At 42.2% G+C, this 18,588-nt stretch carries 16 protein-coding genes; 1 reads left to right on the top strand and 15 read right to left on the bottom strand.

The window, feature by feature from the left end:
- Positions 1-22 precede the first annotated feature (22 nt).
- The 13 genes from RM556_RS13960 to RM556_RS13900 all read right to left on the bottom strand — a co-directional run bounded on the left by RM556_RS13960 (position 23) and on the right by RM556_RS13900 (position 15,315).
- Positions 23-658 carry a class I SAM-dependent methyltransferase gene (locus tag RM556_RS13960; protein WP_311374894.1) on the bottom strand — a complete coding sequence of 212 codons (636 nt, stop codon included), beginning with the start codon at positions 656-658 and terminating at the stop codon, positions 23-25.
- A complete protein-coding gene (locus tag RM556_RS13955; protein ID WP_311374893.1) occupies positions 648-1,925 on the bottom strand; it encodes an HAD-IB family phosphatase in 1,278 nt (425 codons plus the stop codon). The genes RM556_RS13960 and RM556_RS13955 overlap by 11 nt, the downstream gene beginning before the upstream one ends.
- Complete coding sequence (locus tag RM556_RS13950) at positions 1,900-2,841, bottom strand: LicD family protein (RefSeq protein WP_311374892.1); 942 nt, start codon at positions 2,839-2,841, stop codon at positions 1,900-1,902. Before RM556_RS13950 ends, RM556_RS13955 begins: the two co-directional genes overlap by 26 nt.
- Before the next feature lie 110 nt (positions 2,842-2,951).
- Complete coding sequence (locus RM556_RS13945) at positions 2,952-5,072, bottom strand: ATP-binding protein (RefSeq protein ID WP_311374891.1); 2,121 nt, start codon at positions 5,070-5,072, stop codon at positions 2,952-2,954.
- A gap of 180 nt (positions 5,073-5,252) precedes the next feature.
- Positions 5,253-6,134 carry a protease modulator HflC gene (gene hflC / locus RM556_RS13940; RefSeq protein ID WP_311362285.1) on the bottom strand — a complete coding sequence of 294 codons (882 nt, stop codon included), beginning with the start codon at positions 6,132-6,134 and terminating at the stop codon, positions 5,253-5,255.
- A gap of 2 nt (positions 6,135-6,136) precedes the next feature.
- Entirely contained in the window at positions 6,137-7,288 is a 1,152-nt protein-coding gene (gene hflK, locus RM556_RS13935) for an FtsH protease activity modulator HflK (protein ID WP_311362284.1), read from the bottom strand.
- An 81-nt stretch (positions 7,289-7,369) separates the two neighbouring features.
- Positions 7,370-8,653 carry a ribosome rescue GTPase HflX gene (hflX, locus tag RM556_RS13930; protein ID WP_311362283.1) on the bottom strand — a complete coding sequence of 428 codons (1,284 nt, stop codon included), beginning with the start codon at positions 8,651-8,653 and terminating at the stop codon, positions 7,370-7,372.
- Positions 8,654-8,708: 55 nt separating this feature from the next.
- Positions 8,709-8,954, bottom strand: a complete 246-nt coding sequence (gene hfq / locus RM556_RS13925; RefSeq protein WP_311362282.1) for an RNA chaperone Hfq — start codon at positions 8,952-8,954, stop codon at positions 8,709-8,711.
- Between the two features lie 96 nt (positions 8,955-9,050).
- Positions 9,051-10,016 carry a tRNA (adenosine(37)-N6)-dimethylallyltransferase MiaA gene (gene miaA, locus RM556_RS13920; protein WP_311362281.1) on the bottom strand — a complete coding sequence of 322 codons (966 nt, stop codon included), beginning with the start codon at positions 10,014-10,016 and terminating at the stop codon, positions 9,051-9,053.
- Entirely contained in the window at positions 10,009-11,880 is a 1,872-nt protein-coding gene (gene mutL, locus RM556_RS13915; protein WP_311374890.1) for a DNA mismatch repair endonuclease MutL, read from the bottom strand. Before mutL ends, miaA begins: the two co-directional genes overlap by 8 nt.
- Before the next feature lie 37 nt (positions 11,881-11,917).
- Positions 11,918-13,252, bottom strand: coding sequence for an N-acetylmuramoyl-L-alanine amidase (locus tag RM556_RS13910; protein WP_311362279.1), 1,335 nt, complete (start codon positions 13,250-13,252; stop codon positions 11,918-11,920).
- 96 nt (positions 13,253-13,348) lie between these two features.
- The gene (tsaE, locus tag RM556_RS13905; RefSeq protein WP_311362278.1) at positions 13,349-13,819 is read right to left on the bottom strand and encodes a tRNA (adenosine(37)-N6)-threonylcarbamoyltransferase complex ATPase subunit type 1 TsaE; all 471 of its coding nucleotides are present in this window, start codon (positions 13,817-13,819) and stop codon (positions 13,349-13,351) included.
- Positions 13,816-15,315 carry an NAD(P)H-hydrate dehydratase gene (locus tag RM556_RS13900; protein WP_311362277.1) on the bottom strand — a complete coding sequence of 500 codons (1,500 nt, stop codon included), beginning with the start codon at positions 15,313-15,315 and terminating at the stop codon, positions 13,816-13,818. The genes tsaE and RM556_RS13900 overlap by 4 nt, the downstream gene beginning before the upstream one ends.
- A gap of 19 nt (positions 15,316-15,334) precedes the next feature.
- On the opposite strand from RM556_RS13900, the gene queG reads away from it, so the two are divergent.
- Positions 15,335-16,513: a tRNA epoxyqueuosine(34) reductase QueG gene (queG, locus tag RM556_RS13895; RefSeq protein ID WP_311374889.1), complete on the top strand. Its 1,179-nt coding sequence runs from the start codon at positions 15,335-15,337 to the stop codon at positions 16,511-16,513.
- Between the two features lie 106 nt (positions 16,514-16,619).
- Here the strand turns inward: queG and RM556_RS13890 are convergent, their stop codons facing one another.
- Both RM556_RS13890 and hemE read right to left on the bottom strand, forming a co-directional pair.
- The gene (locus tag RM556_RS13890; protein WP_311374888.1) at positions 16,620-17,096 is read right to left on the bottom strand and encodes a YHS domain-containing (seleno)protein; all 477 of its coding nucleotides are present in this window, start codon (positions 17,094-17,096) and stop codon (positions 16,620-16,622) included.
- A gap of 346 nt (positions 17,097-17,442) precedes the next feature.
- Complete coding sequence (gene hemE, locus RM556_RS13885; RefSeq protein WP_311362274.1) at positions 17,443-18,507, bottom strand: uroporphyrinogen decarboxylase; 1,065 nt, start codon at positions 18,505-18,507, stop codon at positions 17,443-17,445.
- Between the last annotated feature and the right edge of the window lie 81 nt (positions 18,508-18,588).

The raw sequence follows: 18,588 nt of genomic DNA, 5'->3' as shown, positions 1-18,588 counted from the left end.
CCTCACACATCTTAGTGTCGTTTTATTTGCTGGCGCTTAGAGCGTAAAAGTGAGTATTCTCCCAACGATTATACTCTTTAGGGTAGATGTCGAATTTACTTACATCAGTAAAGCCAAATGTATTTAACAAGGCCATTTCTGCCTCGACATGGCGATAGTTAGCAAAATAATTAGATCCTATTTCTTCAGAATAACCATTAACGGTAACATCTTCATGTATGCCCATTTGATTCTTAACTATCAAGCTTCCTCCTGGCTTCAGCAAATCGAAAGCTTGTTGATAAATTGACTTCGCTTCTGCTAAGTTGAAGCAATTCATAACACCAAACAGTGAAATGACATCGAAGGTTTTTTGTTTGATGGGCAGCGCCAAGAGGTCGGCATTTATCACTTCAATATTCGGCGACGTTGAAATAAATTTAGAGAAGTTTTGGTATTTTTCTACGGCTGTAATATGCTTAAAGTCATCTACTAAGGCATTTATCAAGAGTCCTGTTCCTGAGCCCAAATCCAATAGTGTCTTCTGTTTAGAAGCTCGCTTTTTCATAAATTCAATATCGTACTGTGAAAAGTCCTTTGCTTTGTTTCTTGTTTCGGTCGGACATTGGATTCGCTCGGCCATTTTGTCGTAGTATTGGATTACATCTTCATTTTTCATTTGACCAACTCTCTATAAATTTAATCGCGTTTTTGTAATCCTCATACGTATCGATATCTTGAGCTCTAATCTTTAGATAAGGAAGAGGTAGTAAACCTTCAATTTGATTGAATACATTAGTCGATAGGTATTTGATGTTATCTCGTTTGATTTTGGCCGGTCCAGACCATTCAAAGTCACCGTTGTCTAAAGCAAAAGCAATGACATTTTTATTGTCGTCTGTTTTTATAAAAACTGCGTCTTCAGACACAATATCACTGCAACCAACGTACTCCCCGTCAAAGTCAATGCAATGGTCTACATCATCAGGATGCACCACCAGGTCACCATCCCACGCGACACAAAATTCATTTGCATGACGTGATCCTAAAAAAAAGCTTGTCCCTGTTTTTGTTTGAAAATAGTCATGATTGTATACAAAAATCACATCTTCTCTTTTATCTAAAACTGCTTGAATGACGCTACGTGCCTGAAAGCCCACGACTACGCGTAAATCCTCGACCTTTTCAAACACTTCTAGCTGAAAGTGAATCAACTTTTTACCGCCTACTTCAATGAGCGCTTTCGTTTTGGCTAGACCTAAACGAGAACCAATACCTGCGCAACTTAGCACAACTGACGTTCCCTGTTGCGCATGGTTGATTTGGTGCAGAAGTCTCAACAAACTGCATTCATTAAAGACCGCGTAGTCTGCTACTGACATAATGCTGTTTGCTGGATAGTGCGTTAGCCCACAGGCAATAGCGATATCGGCCTGACGCATCGCTTCCATATCATTGTTGCCATCACCTATGAACACAACTTGATAACCTTCAGCTTGATAGCGTTTTACAATGCTTTCTTTTTTTAAAATCGATTTAAGCTTCACAATCTTATTGTTTTCAACGATTGCACTTGATGAATAACACTCACAACTCAATCGGGAGGCAAGCCCACTTACCCACTCACAACAGTTACCCGTCGCAATAACACATTGTTCATGATGCGTATTAATAAACTCAGCGATACCTTCAAAAAGCTTTACATTGGAGAGAAGCTGGTTCACTTCATTGACATCAAGCTTCCCAAGAATCGCAACACGCTGTATAAAACTTTCAACAAAAGGAATATTACCAGCAATCGTTTGTTCGGTTAGGGCATTAATTTCATCTTCAAGACCAAATGAATTGGCAATCAACGGCAATGTCTCTTGCTTTGTCACTGTTCCGTCCAAATCAAAAATGAATATGGTTTTTGATTTACTAGGCATCGGTTTGGTCACTTCCATAGATGACTTCACTTGTAAAAGTTGAATTTTTAATGACTTCGATTGGAACACATTGCCAATTGGCCCCTGTACCTATCGAAACATCTTGTTTAGGAGTATGCCAATCCCCATAGGTGAACTTAAGGTACCCATCATAATTGTTGGGTACAAAGATTCTGGTATCTTCCCACAATAGGGAATCTAGATCATGAAGATGGTGTGCTGGCGTAAACCACGCACCAAAGCTTTTTAATTTGACGGCTTTTCCATCTTCTACACCTTTCATCGCGATAGATGTGGCAAAAGGCTTGAAGTGATATCCCTCTTTTGCCTGAAATGTCAGACTAAAGAAAATAATCCGCCCATTTTGATCAATATCACGACGTATATGCCAGTCAACTCTATCATCAATTTTACTGACGGTTCGCAATAGAAAATCTTGAACACTTTGCGCATGGATAACGTCGGCAGCTAGATCAACATCGTCGTCCCATTCGATAAGGTCATTCTCTCTTACAATACCGAGTAAAGTACCATAGTCAATGTGTAGTGGGACATTCTCCTTACATGCATTGCCGCAAATAGTTTTGACTAAGTTTCTTGCTAAGCCTAGGGTTGCCGGGTCACGAAAGGGGTGCTGATTTTCAACATCGTTTTTAAAATACTTCTTATTTGGTGTGAAAATTTTGGATTCAGGAATATTGAAATCTTCAATGAGCTGCTTTTTGATGGTGCCTTCCCAATAGCTCCCAATCACTATTTCGTCAAAATCATAATCACCTATTTGCTCAGGAGGAATAATAGGCATATCAAAAAAGACCTTACCGTGACGTGCTGTATCGTTGTCTACTGCCGCTAAATAAACCCGGTCATTAGGCAGATTATTAATCAAGTGAGTAGCAGAACTTCCAGTACCAAACATCAGCGCTTTTTTCATAGTCATTGCTTATAAAGATTAGCTTAAGTTAACAATAATAACGGTTACCTACCAAACAACTTGAACAAATTTGATACAAAAAATGAAATTGGTACTTGGCTTAGCGTCTGTTACAAATAGTTAGCAATCGTTTCCAATAGATGGGCTCGTTCATACGGTTTAGGGATATAGGTGTCAAAGCCTAGCTCTCTGTAAGTCTCAACCTCACTGGCCATTACGTTTGCTGTGAGAGCGATAACAGGCAAGTTTCTTAATGATCGCATTGCTCGAATTCTCTTGATACATTCACAACCGTCCATCACAGGCATGGCAATGTCCAAAAGCACTAAATCAACAGTTTGCTTGTTCAAAAATTCAATCGCCTCAACACCGTTATACGCTGAATGAACTTCTGCACCATTTTGCGCAAGCATCGCACCAGCAATCTCGATATTAATGAGGTTGTCATCTACTACTAATATCGATTTTCCTTTAAGGTCAATTAAATTGCGTTTCTTTCTATCTACCCGCTTTTCTTTACCTTGCTGTTTATGTCTTAAGGTAATACAGAACTTAGTACCAACCCCTACACTACTTTTGACAGACATCAAGCCTTCCATTTGCTCAACTAGCTTCTTTACAATAGACAAACCTAAGCCGGAGCCACCACTTTCTCGGGTAGTTGCTAATTCAGCTTGAGTAAAAGCATCAAATATTTTACCCAAGTTTTCATCAGCAATTCCTTTGCCTGAGTCTTGCACGTATATCTTTGTAGTCAAAATGCCCGAATATTCTAATGACTTTATCGTCACTTTTACCTTTCCACTGTCGGTAAACTTGATTGCATTGGACAACAAATTAAAGATTATCTGACTTATTCTGGTTGGATCGCCTATCGGAAGCAAATCGTCTTTACCGTAATAGTCTATCTCTAGCTGCAAACCCTTCGCTTCGGCGTCCTTTCTAAATAGGTTCTCAACATCCACTAAGAGCTCTTTAAAACTGAATGGAATCTGTTCTAGTTGAAGCTGGTTGGCCTCAATCTTTGACAGATCTAGGAGATCATTAATGATTCTCGTGAGTAAACGAATTGACGTGGTTGCCTTTAGCAAATAGTCAGCTTGTTGTTGGGTTACCTCAGTTTGTAAGCACAGATCTAATAATCCATATACACCATTCATAGGTGTTCGAAGTTCGTGTGAAATATTTGCCAAAAAACGTGATTTTGCGGTATTCGCTGCAGTGGCTTGTTCCATTGCTTTTTGAGCTTTTTCTTCAAGACGTTTAAACTCTGTAATGTCATTGAAAGAGACCAATAAGCCTACTAACTCCCCACTATCAGAATGCATACCGATGCGCATTACTTCTCTATGCTTACGATTGCCTTGCTCGTCTTCGAATATATCATGATAACGAATTTTGGCTTCTCTATCGCCAATAAGCGTTTGCTCCATTTTCTGTATCTTTTGCACCTGATCATTGGGCAGAAAATCAGAATCCTTGGAACCTGCTATATCAGATAGGTTTTTAAGTCCCATTTGTGCTAAAAACTGTTTATTTGCACCGACGTAATTAGAGTCAGCATCTTTCCATAAAATTGCAAAGGGTAGATTATTAAGCACTGTGTTCAATATAGTTTGAGAATAGTCTAATTTTACTTCAGTGCGCGTCAGATTGGCCTTTTGTAATTCGCTAAGTTTGATTAAATACTGATTCACACGAATTACCAAAAACAATACTACTGAATTTATAAAAACATAGCTGAGTATATAGACCAACCAAGAAGACGTTCTTAGACCATACTCACCAACATCAACTTTAAAGGTATAACCTAACTTATTGATCAATACCAAATACAAGATTAATGCTGCCGCACCACCAACATTAAAGGCAATAGCTGCTCTAAAGTTGAGTATCATTGCGCTGATAATGCTGCAACCATAGAGAAAAATAGTCCCACCAGCTGACAAACCAAAGTTATGCAAGCCAGCAACACCGCCTATAAATAAGGTGATACAGAGAAACTGACCGCGATAAGTGTAGTGAATATGTTTACTAAAAATGACAATCACTATCATGCTAATCACAATAACAGTGTGCAGAGCCATGACTGGCATGAAACCCAGAGTGGATATTCGGCTTAGGGACGCAATAAGAGTGATAATGGCAAAAGCAGCAGAAAGGTTAAAGAGCGTTGTAGTTAAGCGCTCTTTAATATCATCCAAGGTGATATTCTCAATATTCATTTGCATGAAGTGCGCTGCTTCCTGTGATTAAATAAATAAAGCGATGAAAGCGTATTCCAATCTGAATTCACCGAACTAAAAAATAAGAGTATCCCAAGACGTAAAAATTGTCATTTTAATCGCACAAAAAAAAGCCTGAACTATGACAGTTCAGGCTTTTGGCTTTATTTACCTTTTGAAGATACCTTACTTTTTTCCGCCTTGGGCATTTAGATATCTGAAGAAATCGCTGTCTGGTTCCAAAATCAGGACATCTTGTTTGCTATTAAAGCTATTTTTGTATGCATCCATACTTCTTAGGAATGAGTAGAACTCAGTGTCCTTTGAGAAGGCCTCTGCGTATATTTGAGCTGATTGGGCATCACCTTCACCGCGCAGTTGACGTGCATTACGTTCAGCATCGGCAAGCATTATCGTTACTTTCGCATCGATATTAGCACGAATGATTTCACCCTGCTCTCGACCCTCTGAACGATATTCTCTTGCTGCTGCAGCACGCTCAGAACGCATACGGTTAAAGATCGATTCACTGATTTCAGTTGGTAGATTGATTTGCTTCACTCGCACATCAACAATCTCGATACCTAGCTCATCAGAACTCCCAGATGCTTGCTCCATCGCTTCATCCATAAGCTCGCTACGTTCACCAGAAACAATCTGCTTAATAGTACGTGAACCAAATTCAGAACGGAGTCCGTTATTTACCTTTTGCTTAAGTAAGCTCTCAGCTTGGAAGCGGTCGCCACCTGTAGACAGATAGTAACGTTCGAAGTCTTGAACTTTCCATTTCACATAAGAGTCAACGATCAAATCTTCTTTCTCGATTGTCACGAAACGGTCTGGCTGCTCATCCAAGGTTTGGATGCGTGCATCTAAGACTTTTACTTGATCAAAGAATGGCATTTTAAAGTGTAAACCAGGGGCATTCACTTGTGTTACGCCTTCATTGTCTTGTAATACCTTACCAAAGCGCACAACAATAGAACGTGTCCCTTCTTTAACTACGAAGATTGAGCCATAACCAATCGCCAACAAGATAACTAAAACAACTGCTAATAAATTCTTCATGCTTAGTTTCTCCCTTGTCTGGTTGTCGAGCGGATATTGTTATTTTGAACTCGGTTTAACAATGATTCAGCATCAGACGAATTACGTAAACCTTCTAAGGTGTTTTTCGCTTGATCACGCTGAGCTTGGGTTTGCGAGTTCTGACGCTCCATGATTTTATCCAATGGTAAGTACATCATGTTGCCGCTACCTTTAGTATCGACCATGATTTTGCTAGTGCTACTGAACACTTGCTCCATCGTTTCGATGTAAATACGCTGTCGAGTCACTTCCGGTGCAGCAATATACTGAGGTAAGAGTTCTTCAAAGCGTGCAACTTCACCTTGTGCTTCCAAGATAGAGCGCTCTTTATACGCTTGTGCTTCTTCGTTCATACGGTTTACTTGACCACGAGCTTTCGGCTCAAGTTCACGTGCATACGCCTCTGCTTCACGGATAAAACGGACTTCATCCTCTTGCGCCGCAATAGCATCATCAAATGCTGCTTTTACTTCCTGAGGAGGTCGCGCATCTTTAAAGTTCATATCGATGATCGTCACACCAATATTGTAAGCACTAATAATACCCTCAAGCTCTTCACGAACTCGCTGACGAGCCGTTTCACGACCATCAGTTAAGATATCATCCATTTTAGTGTGACCAACAACGTAACGAATTGCACTGTCTAAAGCTTGACTAAGACTAGTCTCAGGGTCTGTAACAGAGAACGTCCATTGATATGGGTCGGAGATACGATACTGCATTTCCATTTCAACCCTAACCATGTTTTCGTCTTCCGTTAGCATCGCCCCTGCAGAACCTTGGTCCCTGATGCTTTGAACGTTGACTGGAATAACTTCGTCGATAAACGTCATTTTCCAACTCAAACCAGGCTGCGCTAGAATTCCAGTATTCTCACCGAAACGTAATAACACACCACGCTCTGCTTCTTTGATGGTATAGAAGCCGCTGAGTGCCCACACGACCAATAGGATCACTAATAGTAATCCGACACCCATGCCGGTATAGCTTTTACCGCTACCGCCGCCACCAGCTTTGCCGAATTTACCAAATAAATTCTTTAGTACGTCATCTAAGTCTGGTGGCCCTTGTTCCTTGCCACCGCGATTTTTCCAAGGGTCGTTTTTATCACCACCCGGCTCATTCCAAGCCATATAGTTACTCCGTAAGTAATGTCATTAATGTGAATACGTAAAGCGTAATCGATTAGATTTTCGATTACGCAAATAATTCTGTTACAAGATATAATTGGTTAGACGATGCTCTAGTTGCTTATCTATTTTATTCCAATCACTTTCCAGCATTTTTACATCAACAAGCCAATCGCCTTCGTCCGAGTAGCTTTGTTCCGAGATACAATTTAGATTATAGAGTATTCCACGCAACCTGCCCTCATTTGGAGGTATTTTTAATTTATGCTGCACCATCGTCTTGTGTAAACATTCAGTGAGGGCAGATTTTAATAAATCAATACCCAAACCTTCCTGTGCTGAAACCCAAACCCGTATCGGTCGACCTTCATCATCACGATCTATCTTCGGTTCAACACCCTCTAAGCGATCAATTTTGTTGCAAACGATGAGTTGCGGTACTTCACCCGCATCTATTTCATCTAGAACTTCATTTACTTGGTCAATGTTTTCACGATATTGATCATCTGCGTAATCAATAACATGCAACAATATGTCGGCTTCTTGTGTTTCTTGCAATGTTGCTTTGAAAGCGGCAACTAGATCGTGTGGTAAATGTCGAATAAAGCCAACCGTATCTGCCAGTATTGCCTGTCCAACTTCTGCTAGTTCAATTTTGCGAAGTGTGGGATCGAGAGTCGCAAATAATTGGTCGGCTGCGTACACTCCCGCATTTGTAATGGTATTAAAGAGCGTTGACTTGCCGGCGTTAGTGTAACCAACGAGAGAAACAGTTGGTATTTCCGCCCTTTTCCGTGAACGTCGCCCTTGCTCACGTTGTTTTTGAACTTTTGCTAAACGGCGTAAGAGTGCTTTTACTCTGCCACGCAGCAAACGTCGGTCGGTTTCTAATTGAGTTTCGCCCGGACCTCGCAAGCCAATACCACCTTTCTGACGCTCCAAGTGAGTCCAACCTCGGATTAAGCGAGTGGAAATATGGCGTAATTGGGCCAATTCAACTTGTAACTTGCCTTCATGGGTTCGTGCTCGCTGAGCGAATATATCTAATATAAGACTGGTTCTATCAAGCACACGGCAACAAACGAGTTTTTCTAAGTTGCGCTCTTGTGAAGGTGATAGTTGGTGATTAAAAATAACGACATCTGCCCCGATAGCTTGCACAGTTTCGGCAATTTCTTCGGCTTTGCCGCTGCCGACAAAATATTTAGCATGAGGGGCATGACGAGACGTAGTCAGCACGGTTGCGGTTTTCACTCCGGCTGAACTCACTAACATCTGAAGTTCGTTAACGTCTTCCTTGTTGTTCTCATCCGAAAAATCAACGTGAACTAAGACAGCCTGCTCACCGGCTTCGTAACGATCAAACAAATAGGGCTCCGATTACTGAACGTGATAAATTGACGTGAAGTTGAAGCCGTGCGAACTATTCGCTTTGACCGTCTCCATCGCCTTGTGTTGGCATGACAATAGCGCGTGCTGGCACCACTGTAGAAATCGCATGCTTATAAACCATCTGGCTAACAGTATTTTTCAACAAAATAACGAATTGATCAAACGATTCAACTTGGCCTTGTAATTTAATACCATTAACTAGGTAGATTGATACAGGGATGCGTTCTTTTCTCAATGCGTTCAAGAATGGGTCTTGTAGTGATTGACCTTTAGCCATTTGCGATCCTTACTCTTATTATTATGTTTTATTCTTTGCGAATAGTCTCACTGCTGATGCAGTGTATACTATTAAAACAGAAATATGTACCGAATTTTACCTAATCCTGCGCATTACCGCATTGATATTATCGACATTCCCAGTTTCAAGCTCAATAGCGTCTGACCAGCTTCTTAGCCAAGTAATTTGACGCTTTGCCAATTGCCTGGTTGCTATAATGCCTTTTTCTCGCATTGTCTCCCAAGCGACTTTTCCTGTGCCATATTCACCAGCGAGATAAAGCCACATTTGGCGGTAACCTACGCTACGAATTGCCGGGAGATCAATATGTAGTGTAGTGTCATTACGCAGTTTTGCGACTTCTTGTTCAAAATTATTCGTTAGCATCAAATCGAAGCGTTGCGCAATGCGCTCATGCAAGACGTTTCTGTCCTGTGGCATCAGACTAAATTCAGTAAACATATAGGGCAAAGGCTTGGGTTTAATGGCTTGAAGCTCTGTTATTGTTTTACCACTGAGTTCAAAGACTTCAAGAGCCCGCATAATCCTTTGTGGGTCATTTTCATGAATACGTTGGCCGCTCTCTGGGTCTAACTCACTCAGTTTACGGTGTGCTGCGCTCAACCCATGAGTATCAATAAATGCTTGGATTTGAGTGCGTACGTTTTCATCCGCGTTCGGCAAACTTGATAGGCCCTTAATAAGACCATTAAAGTACATCATTGTGCCACCAGCCAGAATGGGCACTTTTCCTCTTGCAACAATATCTTCAATACAAGCTATCGCGTCACGCCGAAACTCGGCAACAGAATAAGTCTGATTTGGCTCGATGATATCAATCAGCCAATGTTTTATGCCATCTTGCTCAGTTAAATCAGGTTTCGCCGTACCAATATCCATACCACGATATATCAACGCAGAATCTACGCTAATAACCTCGCCATTTATTTGTTTGGCTAATTCTATCGCTAATGCGGTCTTGCCAGACGCAGTTGGCCCCATCAGCGTAATCACTTGAGGCTGATTGGCAAGATTAGTCTCAGCTTGAATTATTTCACTCATGCTTTGTGCTCATGCCTTCTACACTCGAATTTATGGGCATTTCAAATGCTGAGCCAAATTTCTGTAATAACTCAGATTGTTCACTTGTCGCTAGCGAAGACAACCAATTGTCTAGTTCAACATAACTAAATTCATGAGCTTGCGACCAATACATACATAAAATCTGCATTAGCTCCTGTGCCCCGCTAACAGGCTTTGAATGAGCAACAAGTTGTGGAAATATTGATACCCAAGGCAGTTGCCTGAGCGCTGCAGGGACTTGCTTGAGGATCCACTTGTTCATCTGGAATTGAATATCCAGACCTAATGTTTTCATTTCATCCAGCATTGCCGGGGGCTCTTGCTCTTTTACCGACACTGGCATTAATAATGGCTGCTGCACTTGTGATGACTGAATTTGTTTGAGTAGGGCTTCAGCTGGAACGAACCAAGCGGGCAACAAACTCAGAGCCACAAGGCTTTCATCTCTCGTTGTCTGGTTTGAAGCTTGTTTGACCAACATTTGATTATTCGGTAACAACAGCCATGATGGCTCTATTCTGCTCTCTTCGTTTCGACTGCTTTGGGAACTCATCAAATTCTGATAACTGACTGACGCGCTCTTAGATACCTGGCCCTTACCTTGAAACCCCGATGATTTAGGCGTGTAGTTAGATTGCGATAAGCGCGACTCTTTTTGTTGCAATGGCGCGATATAATCAGCATTTGGGCTCGGCGTAGCATACGACTGCGGGCTTGGCTTTGGCGACGAACCATAGCCATGTTTAACTTCCGCAAATAAATTGCTCACCTTACTTGCTGCTGGTAAACCTTCTTGCTTACCGTCAGATTCTAGCTCTTCTTGAGTGAACTCGATTTCACTGGTAGATGCACTCAGTAATAGCGCATCAGAAATACTTTTATAAATTAGGTCATGTACTTGACGAGTTTTGTGAAAACGCACTTCATGTTTTGCAGGGTGAACATTGATATCAAGTTCATCAGGAGGCATCGTGATAAACAATACGAATGAGGGGTATGTTTGTGAATCTATCATGCCTTCAAACGCTTGCCTGATTGCGTGAATAATCACCTTATCTTTCATCATGCGACCATTCACAAAGCTATATTGCAAATCGTTTGTTCGGCGCCCTTGTCCAACAGCATTGCACCAACCTGTGATGACGACGCCCTCAAACTCTCCATGAATAGCAATACTAGTATCAACAAAACCCTGGCCACAAACATTCGCTATCCGTTTATGTTTTAGCTCTTCTACTACTGCTGGAAATCGATGAACAACTCGACCATTATGTTTTAGAGTGAATGCCACTTCGTAATGGCTCAATGCAATTCTTTTGATAATCTCTTCTATGTGCTGAAACTCTGTTTTTTCAGCTTTTAGGAATTTACGCCTGGCGGGAGTATTAAAAAACAAATCAAGCACTTCAACTGAGCAGCCCTTTGGATGGGCCGCAGGGTTTAACTGAATTTGCATATCCCGGCCTTCGGAATGAGCTTGCCAAGCTTCTGTTTGGTCAGCTGTTTTTGAAGTAAGCGTTAACCTACTTACAGAGCTAATACTGGCGAGGGCTTCGCCTCGAAAGCCCAAGGAAGTAATAGATTCTAGATCATCAATATCTTGAATTTTACTGGTAGCATGGCGGCTTAAGGCCAAACTCAGCTCTTCTTTTGGAATGCCTTTGCCATTGTCTCTGATCAACATACGCTTATGGCCACCCTTATCTAGTTCAATAAGAATGTCTGTTGCACCAGCATCGATGCTGTTCTCAACCAGTTCTTTGATAACAGATGCGGGTCGCTCAACCACTTCACCGGCGGCAATTTGGTTGGCAAGAATGGCTGGAAGTATCTTAATGGTCACCGTTGTCGATCGCTTTTGGTTATAGTCGCGTTTGCGGCTAGTATGCAGGAATGATTAATACTTGGCCTATTCTAACCAAATCACCATCGAGTTTGTTAGCTTCTTTTAGGCGGTCCAGTTCGACATTATAACGCTGAGCTAATAATGATAATGACTCGCCGCTCTTCACTTTGTGTTTACGCGGTTCGTTATCACGCTCTTGTGCCCACAAAGTGCCGTCTGGTGGTGTATTTCTAAAGTAGAGTTTAATTGAACGAAACAGAGAGTCAGCTAACTGCTGACGGTAAGCACGCCAGTTCAAGTTTTTTTCTTCTTGAGGATTAGAGATAAAGCCTACCTCGACCAAAATAGAAGGCGTTTCTGGCGCAGTCAATACCGCAAAGCTTGCGCTTTGTGGGCTGCGTTTATGCATCTTTGTGACCTTTTTCATTTCTTTGATCACTTTGTTGCTGATGTCATAACTCGAGGCACGTGACAAATCCATCGACATATTAAAAATAGTTTCAGCAAAGTAACGCTCGGTATCTCTATCACCAATAACGTCGGCTGCCGAGCCCAGTAATTGTGAGTCTCGCTCAGTCCTTTCTAACAAACGACCGAGTTCCGTATCAGCGCGTCCCTTAGATAACACCCATACTGAGCCACCTCGCGGTTGAGGTGTACTAAATGCATCCGCATGTATCGATACGAGTAAGTCGGCATTTTCTTTAGTGGCAACATCTGGGCGATCGTTTGGACTGATGTAGTAATCACCTGAACGGGTCATCACCGCACGTAAACCAGGCTCTTCATTAATGCGTTTTTCAAGCATTTTGCTAATGCTAAGTGTGATGTTTTTTTCGTAGGTGCCTTTGGGTCCGATGGAGCCTGGATCTGCGCCACCATGACCCGCATCGATCACAATGACAATGTCCTTATCTCTTTTAGGTGCAGCAGTATTGGTTGCCACCGGTCTTGGGTTTGGATCTTTTAAATCGATAACAACACGATGCCCAAAATCTGAGGTTGGATTCAGGGAGAACACCCCTGGTTCGACCGCTTTAGTAAGCTCTATGACCATTCGCAAGTCTGATTTGGACTTAGGTGTCGAGTGGCGAATGCGTTTTATAAGGCTGCTTTGATTGTCGATGTTGTCGAAAGAAAAATCGCGATTAGTGTTTTTTAAGTCTACCACTAAACGCTCAGGGGACCGTAAACGAAAATATGAAAAACTCGTCTCTTTACTCACGTCAAGCACAACACGAGTATTTTCATTTGCGGGGGAAATGCGTACTGCCTCAATATCACCTTTTGTTTGAGCATTAGCATTTAAGCCAAAAATCACAAAGGCCAACAAGGTAATGATGTGGCGGGTTAGATTAAAAATTTTCATCGTTTTTTATTATTATTAGCTTACTACTCGATTTGAATCTTGATAATAACATAAAATCCTTACTGCCCATATTATCCATCCAAGCCAGCGGCGTCCTTAAAATACCTGTGCTAAGAGCTTATCCCCAGCGTCAGTTTTCGCCTGCAGACTAAACCGTCTATCATTACCATCAATAGTAATGTCGATATGTACATCTGCTGGTGCTAATAAGCCCCAACCCTTTTGTGGCCACTCTATTAAACTCATACTCTGCGCATTGAAATAATCTCGAATCCCCATAAACTCCAGTTCTTCGGGATCAGCCAAACGATATAAGTCAAAGTGATATACTTTGATATCATTTATTTCATAAGGTTCAACTAAAGTGTAGGTTGGGCTCTTTACACTACCTTGATGACCTAACGCTTGAATAAGGTGACGCGTGAATGTCGTTTTGCCCGCTCCCAAATCACCTTCCAAATAAATAGTGAGTCCACCGAGTCCAACTGCCCTTAAACCCGCCGCCAAACTTATCGCTAATTGTTTTGTATTGTCTTCTTCAATACAGGCAACATTGACCGTTTTCATTCGTTGATTAATAACCTCACAGTATCGAATAAATCACTCGCCAGTAAACCGCGCTGGCCTTTTTCTTGGGCGACTAAATCCCCCGCTTTAGCGTGTAATGATACGCCATACTGACACGCCAGATCAGTTTCAACACCCTGCGCCATGAGAGAGCCAATAATGCCAGCTAGAACATCACCCATACCCGCGGTAGCCATTCCAGGGTTACCGTGACGGCATACCCAAGATTTTTCTTCATTATCAATAATTGTGCCAGCCCCTTTTAATACGCAGGTCGTGTGATAACGCTCTGCACATTGGCGTGCAAAAATAAACCGACTGTTTTCTACCTCTTCAACACTCACATTTAATAAACGCGCAGCCTCACCACTATGTGGGGTGAAAACACAGTCCGGGATCGTTACGAATGACGCTGTATTCGCCATGATATTTAAAGCATCGGCATCAATGACCATTGGCTTTGGATTATTCTGACAATAGGTAATGACAGTGTCGTAAGTTGCCTTACTCCACTCGTTTTGCCCAAGGCCTGGCCCGATTACAATACAGGTAGCCCACTCTAGCGCTTCTTCTAATCCTTCAGATGTCACCATGATTTCAGGGCGGCCCGCGCTTATTTGCACTTGCGAAGCACTGTGAGCGTATACTTTGACCAAACCTGTACCGCTACGTAAAGCAGCTTCTGCGCTTAGGCGTATAGCCCCGGCCATACCTGCGTTACCACCAACGCACAAAAGACGACCATAAGACCCCTTGTGACTGTGCACAGGGCGTGGCGCTAAACCTTTGAAGTGAGCAATGTCGAGCGCACTCGCGTCACTTCTTGCGATTTCAGCAAAGGCTTTACCAATGCCTAAGTCTTCAAACACTAGTTGGCCACATGATTGCTTGCCTGCGCCAGTAGTTAGGCCAAGCTTAATGCCAATGAATGTGATTGTAATATCCGCTTGAATGCAGCGCCCGAGAGATTCACCTGTGTCTGCATCTAAACCGCTGGGGAGGTCGACACTCAATACAGGTAATCCCGATTGATTAATAGCATCGATAACATCCGCGAACTCGTTACGAATAATACCCACAATGCCAATACCCAGTAGGGCATCAATGACAATGTCACAACGCTCAAGCATATCTACCGAAAATGCTTCGACCTGACCGCCATTGTCCAACCAAGCTTTTTGAGCTCGAGCTACATCACCGGTCACTTCTCGTTCTGGTTCAATCGCACACAAAATAACCTTTTTACCTGCGTTCACCGCATTCAAGGCAGTAATATAACCGTCGCCAGCATTGTTACCTACACCAACTAATATCAGGTAGGTTTCGGTATTGGGCATCAGTGAAAGGCAACATTCAAAGACGGCTTTGCCTGCTCGCTGCATCAACTCAAATTTACTCAAGCCCACTTTTGCAGCGGCTTCGAGTTCAAGATGCTTAACTTGGTCAGCGCGATAGAGTTTCTGTGTTAAACTGGATTTTGTGTTTTTATGCAACATGCGATTGTGTCCGTGGAAAATGTCCGTAATTAATTCAATAGATGTAAATCAGCTTGCTGACAATATCAAGACTTGGGGAAAGGCGCTAGGGTTTCAACAAGTTGGTATCAGTGATATTGATCTGAGTCAGCACGAAGCCGCTCTCAAACGTTGGTTAGAGAAAGGATTTCAGGGGGAAATGAGTTTTCTTGAACGTAACGTCGAAAAACGCTTACTTCCTGAGGAATTGCTACCTGGCACACTCCGAATCATCAGCGTGCGCTTAGATTACTTGCCACCAGATGCTTCATTTGCAAAAAATTTGAAATCTTCTTCCACCGCTTACATTAGTCGATATGCATTAGGACGCGATTATCACAAAGTGATACGCAAACGTCTGCAGCAACTCGCGGATAAAATCAGTGAGTTCACAGCAGACTTAAGCTTTCGACCTTTTGTTGATTCAGCTCCCGTGCTTGAACACGCAATTGCCGAAAAAGCAGGTTTAGGCTGGACTGGTAAACACTCTCTCACTCTTAATGAATCAGCTGGTTCGTATTTTTTCTTGGGTGAGCTTTTTATCAACTTACCCCTACCTGTTGACGATCCCGTGCAAGAAAAATGCGGAAAGTGTACTGCCTGTATCTCAATTTGCCCCACTGAAGCAATAGTAGAGCCGTATGTGGTTGACGCACGCAAGTGCATTTCATACCTCACGATTGAAAATGACAAAGCCATTCCGCTGAAATATCGCAAGGCGATTGGGAATCGCGTTTATGGTTGTGACGATTGTCAGCTCATCTGTCCTTGGAACAAGTACGCTGAAGTAACCGAAGAAAAAGACTTTTTTGCGCGACAGCAGCTTCATAATCGCAGCTTAGTGGATCTATTTTCTTGGACAGAAGAAGAATTCTTAAGTCATACAGAAGGGTCGGCAATTCGTCGTATAGGATACAAAAAATGGAAACGGAACCTCGCCGTTGGTATAGGGAATGTCATTCCTACTTCAACTGAAGAGCTACATGTCTTAATCGACGCACTGCAAGTCGCCTCTGATTTTCCGGATGATATGGTTAGAGAACATATTGAATGGGCACTGGAAGAGCTCAATAGTCTTCAAGAAATTCCAAATAATGAATCGCAAGCACGCACTCGCTTTCACCGCCAAAACCTGCGGCTTGCGCGAAGCGTAGAGAAAGGAATGCCCAAACACGCTTAATTTCCCGAGAGCGACATTCGATCACATAAACTTAAAGCAAAAAAGCCGCACTACCAAGTTAGAGAGTGCGGTGTTGCGTGACCACGCGTTTACAAATAGCGAGTAGTTATTCCGCTAAAACTGAATCTGGCTTTGCTTTAATACCACCCCAGTTTTGTTCTGCTGTGTTAATAAAACCATCAACGTCAGTTAACCAACGTTCTTGCACCTGTGAATTAAGATTCAAGTAGAGTTTTTCATCAACGATTTTAAACGCCAAAGGATCAGTATCAAACTTGCGATTCATAGTCACGCCGAAGGCACAAAAACCGCCATATTGTGGTGCATATTTGGCAGGATCTTGTTTAAACGCATCACGGTTTTCAGCGCTAGAAAACTGATAAATTGCATTTTTATATGTTGCAGTAAAGTCACTTGAACCTTTTACTGGCGCACCAGGTGTAAAGTAAGAAACTGTGTCATAACCCTGAATGGCTACGTCATTTGCGTTTGCGTTGTGATCAACGTCTGCAGCAAATGTGAAGGCACTGAATGCCAGTGTAGTTGCCACGGCGGTTGCTCTTAAGATAGTTGGTAATTTCATTTTGTATTCCTCTTTATTAGTTTGGGTACGTTTGTGTACAAGCTGTTGTTTTTAACTACGAGGAATAAGATAGAGGAAAGCCGATTTAAATTGCAGCAAATATCACTTACTTTGGTGCAATTCGTCCATAAAGCGATAAATACTGACTATGGTGTGTGCTTAAAGCGATTAAAATAACGAGTAATGTCATTGTAGAGCGGTTCAACCCAAGCAGGGTGACCATGAGTAAGAAGCGAGATGTCGTTGATTCTAGGGTCGGAAGGCGCAATGGCGCATAAAGAGCTAAAATACGGCCTAAATTATCAACATAGACGCTATAATCAGGCCGTATAAAAATTTCATCTACTTACTTATGATATTGCGCGCTGTATTTATGCACAGCGTCAACAAACACACCCGCATTTTCTGGTGGCACATCTAAATGAATGCCGTGTCCAAGATTGAATACATGGCCTTCGCCTTCACCAAAGCCTGCCAAAATATCTTGAACTTCTTGCTCAATGCGAGGCGCTGGCGCATATAGAATGCTTGGATCCATATTACCTTGTAAGGCAACTTTGTCGCCTACACGTGCTTTGGCCTCTGCAATATCAATGGTCCAATCTAAACCAACGGCATCACAGCCTGTCGCAGCTATAGACTCAAGCCACATACCACCATTTTTAGTGAAAAGCGTAACGGGTACCTTTTGACCATCATATTCGCGAGTCAAACCAGCAACGATTTTTTCCATATACTGTAAAGAGAAGAGTTTGTAGTCGCGCGGACTTAACACTCCGCCCCAAGTATCAAATATCATGACAGATTGAGCACCTGCTGCTATTTGTGCGTTCAAATACAAAATAACAGAGTCAGCTAACTTATCTAACAGCGCGTGCAAAATTTCTGGATCAGCGAAGGCCATTTTCTTTATTTTAGTAAACGCTTTACTAGAACCACCTTCAATCATGTAAGTAGCCAGAGTCCAAGGGCTTCCTGAGAACCCAATTAAGGGCACTTCGCCCTTGAGGTTTTTGCGAATAGTACGAACAGCATCCATCACATACTTAAGTTCGTCTTCTGGATCAGGAATAGGTAAATTATCAACCCCAGCTTTGTCTACAATAGGCTGTTTAAATTTAGGGCCTTCGCCAGTTTCAAAATACAGACCTAAGCCCATGGCATCAGGAATAGTCAATATGTCCGAAAATAAAATAGCGGCGTCTAAGGGAAAACGTCTTAGTGGTTGAAGAGTGACTTCACAAGCCAGTTCTGGATTTGTACATAAAGCCATAAAATCACCCGCTTCTGCACGTGTTGCTTTATATTCCGGTAAATATCGTCCAGCTTGACGCATCATCCATACCGGAGTGACGTCAACAGGCTGCTTTAACAAGGCACGTAAATATCTATCGTTCTTCAATGGGGTCATTCTTTACTCTACTAAAATGTAAACTGATCTTAAAACTTGGATCTGTTGTGAAAAAACATAGCTTGCACACAATAATCGCAA

The organism is Alteromonas sp. W364 (assembly GCF_031846205.1).
Classification (GTDB): domain Bacteria; phylum Pseudomonadota; class Gammaproteobacteria; order Enterobacterales; family Alteromonadaceae; genus Glaciecola; species Glaciecola blandensis.
The sequence above is the reverse complement of the archived record's forward strand: the minus strand, read 5'-3'. Positions and strand labels throughout refer to the sequence as shown.

Bases quoted from the DNA above. Each gene is read 5' to 3' on its own strand.
- RM556_RS13960 (WP_311374894.1), bottom strand. From the start codon at position 658: ATGAAAAATGAAGATGTAATCCAATACTACGACAAAATGGCCGAGCGA.
- RM556_RS13955 (WP_311374893.1), bottom strand. From the start codon at position 1,925: ATGGAAGTGACCAAACCGATGCCTAGTAAATCAAAAACCATATTCATT.
- RM556_RS13950 (WP_311374892.1), bottom strand. From the start codon at position 2,841: ATGAAAAAAGCGCTGATGTTTGGTACTGGAAGTTCTGCTACTCACTTG.
- RM556_RS13945 (WP_311374891.1), bottom strand. From the start codon at position 5,072: ATGCAAATGAATATTGAGAATATCACCTTGGATGATATTAAAGAGCGC.
- hflC (WP_311362285.1), bottom strand. From the start codon at position 6,134: ATGAAGAATTTATTAGCAGTTGTTTTAGTTATCTTGTTGGCGATTGGT.
- hflK (WP_311362284.1), bottom strand. From the start codon at position 7,288: ATGGCTTGGAATGAGCCGGGTGGTGATAAAAACGACCCTTGGAAAAAT.
- hfq (WP_311362282.1), bottom strand. From the start codon at position 8,954: ATGGCTAAAGGTCAATCACTACAAGACCCATTCTTGAACGCATTGAGA.
- miaA (WP_311362281.1), bottom strand. From the start codon at position 10,016: ATGAGTGAAATAATTCAAGCTGAGACTAATCTTGCCAATCAGCCTCAA.
- RM556_RS13910 (WP_311362279.1), bottom strand. From the start codon at position 13,252: ATGAAAATTTTTAATCTAACCCGCCACATCATTACCTTGTTGGCCTTT.
- tsaE (WP_311362278.1), bottom strand. From the start codon at position 13,819: ATGAAAACGGTCAATGTTGCCTGTATTGAAGAAGACAATACAAAACAA.
- RM556_RS13900 (WP_311362277.1), bottom strand. From the start codon at position 15,315: ATGTTGCATAAAAACACAAAATCCAGTTTAACACAGAAACTCTATCGC.
- queG (WP_311374889.1), top strand. From the start codon at position 15,335: ATGTCCGTAATTAATTCAATAGATGTAAATCAGCTTGCTGACAATATC.
- RM556_RS13890 (WP_311374888.1), bottom strand. From the start codon at position 17,096: ATGAAATTACCAACTATCTTAAGAGCAACCGCCGTGGCAACTACACTG.
- hemE (WP_311362274.1), bottom strand. From the start codon at position 18,507: ATGACCCCATTGAAGAACGATAGATATTTACGTGCCTTGTTAAAGCAG.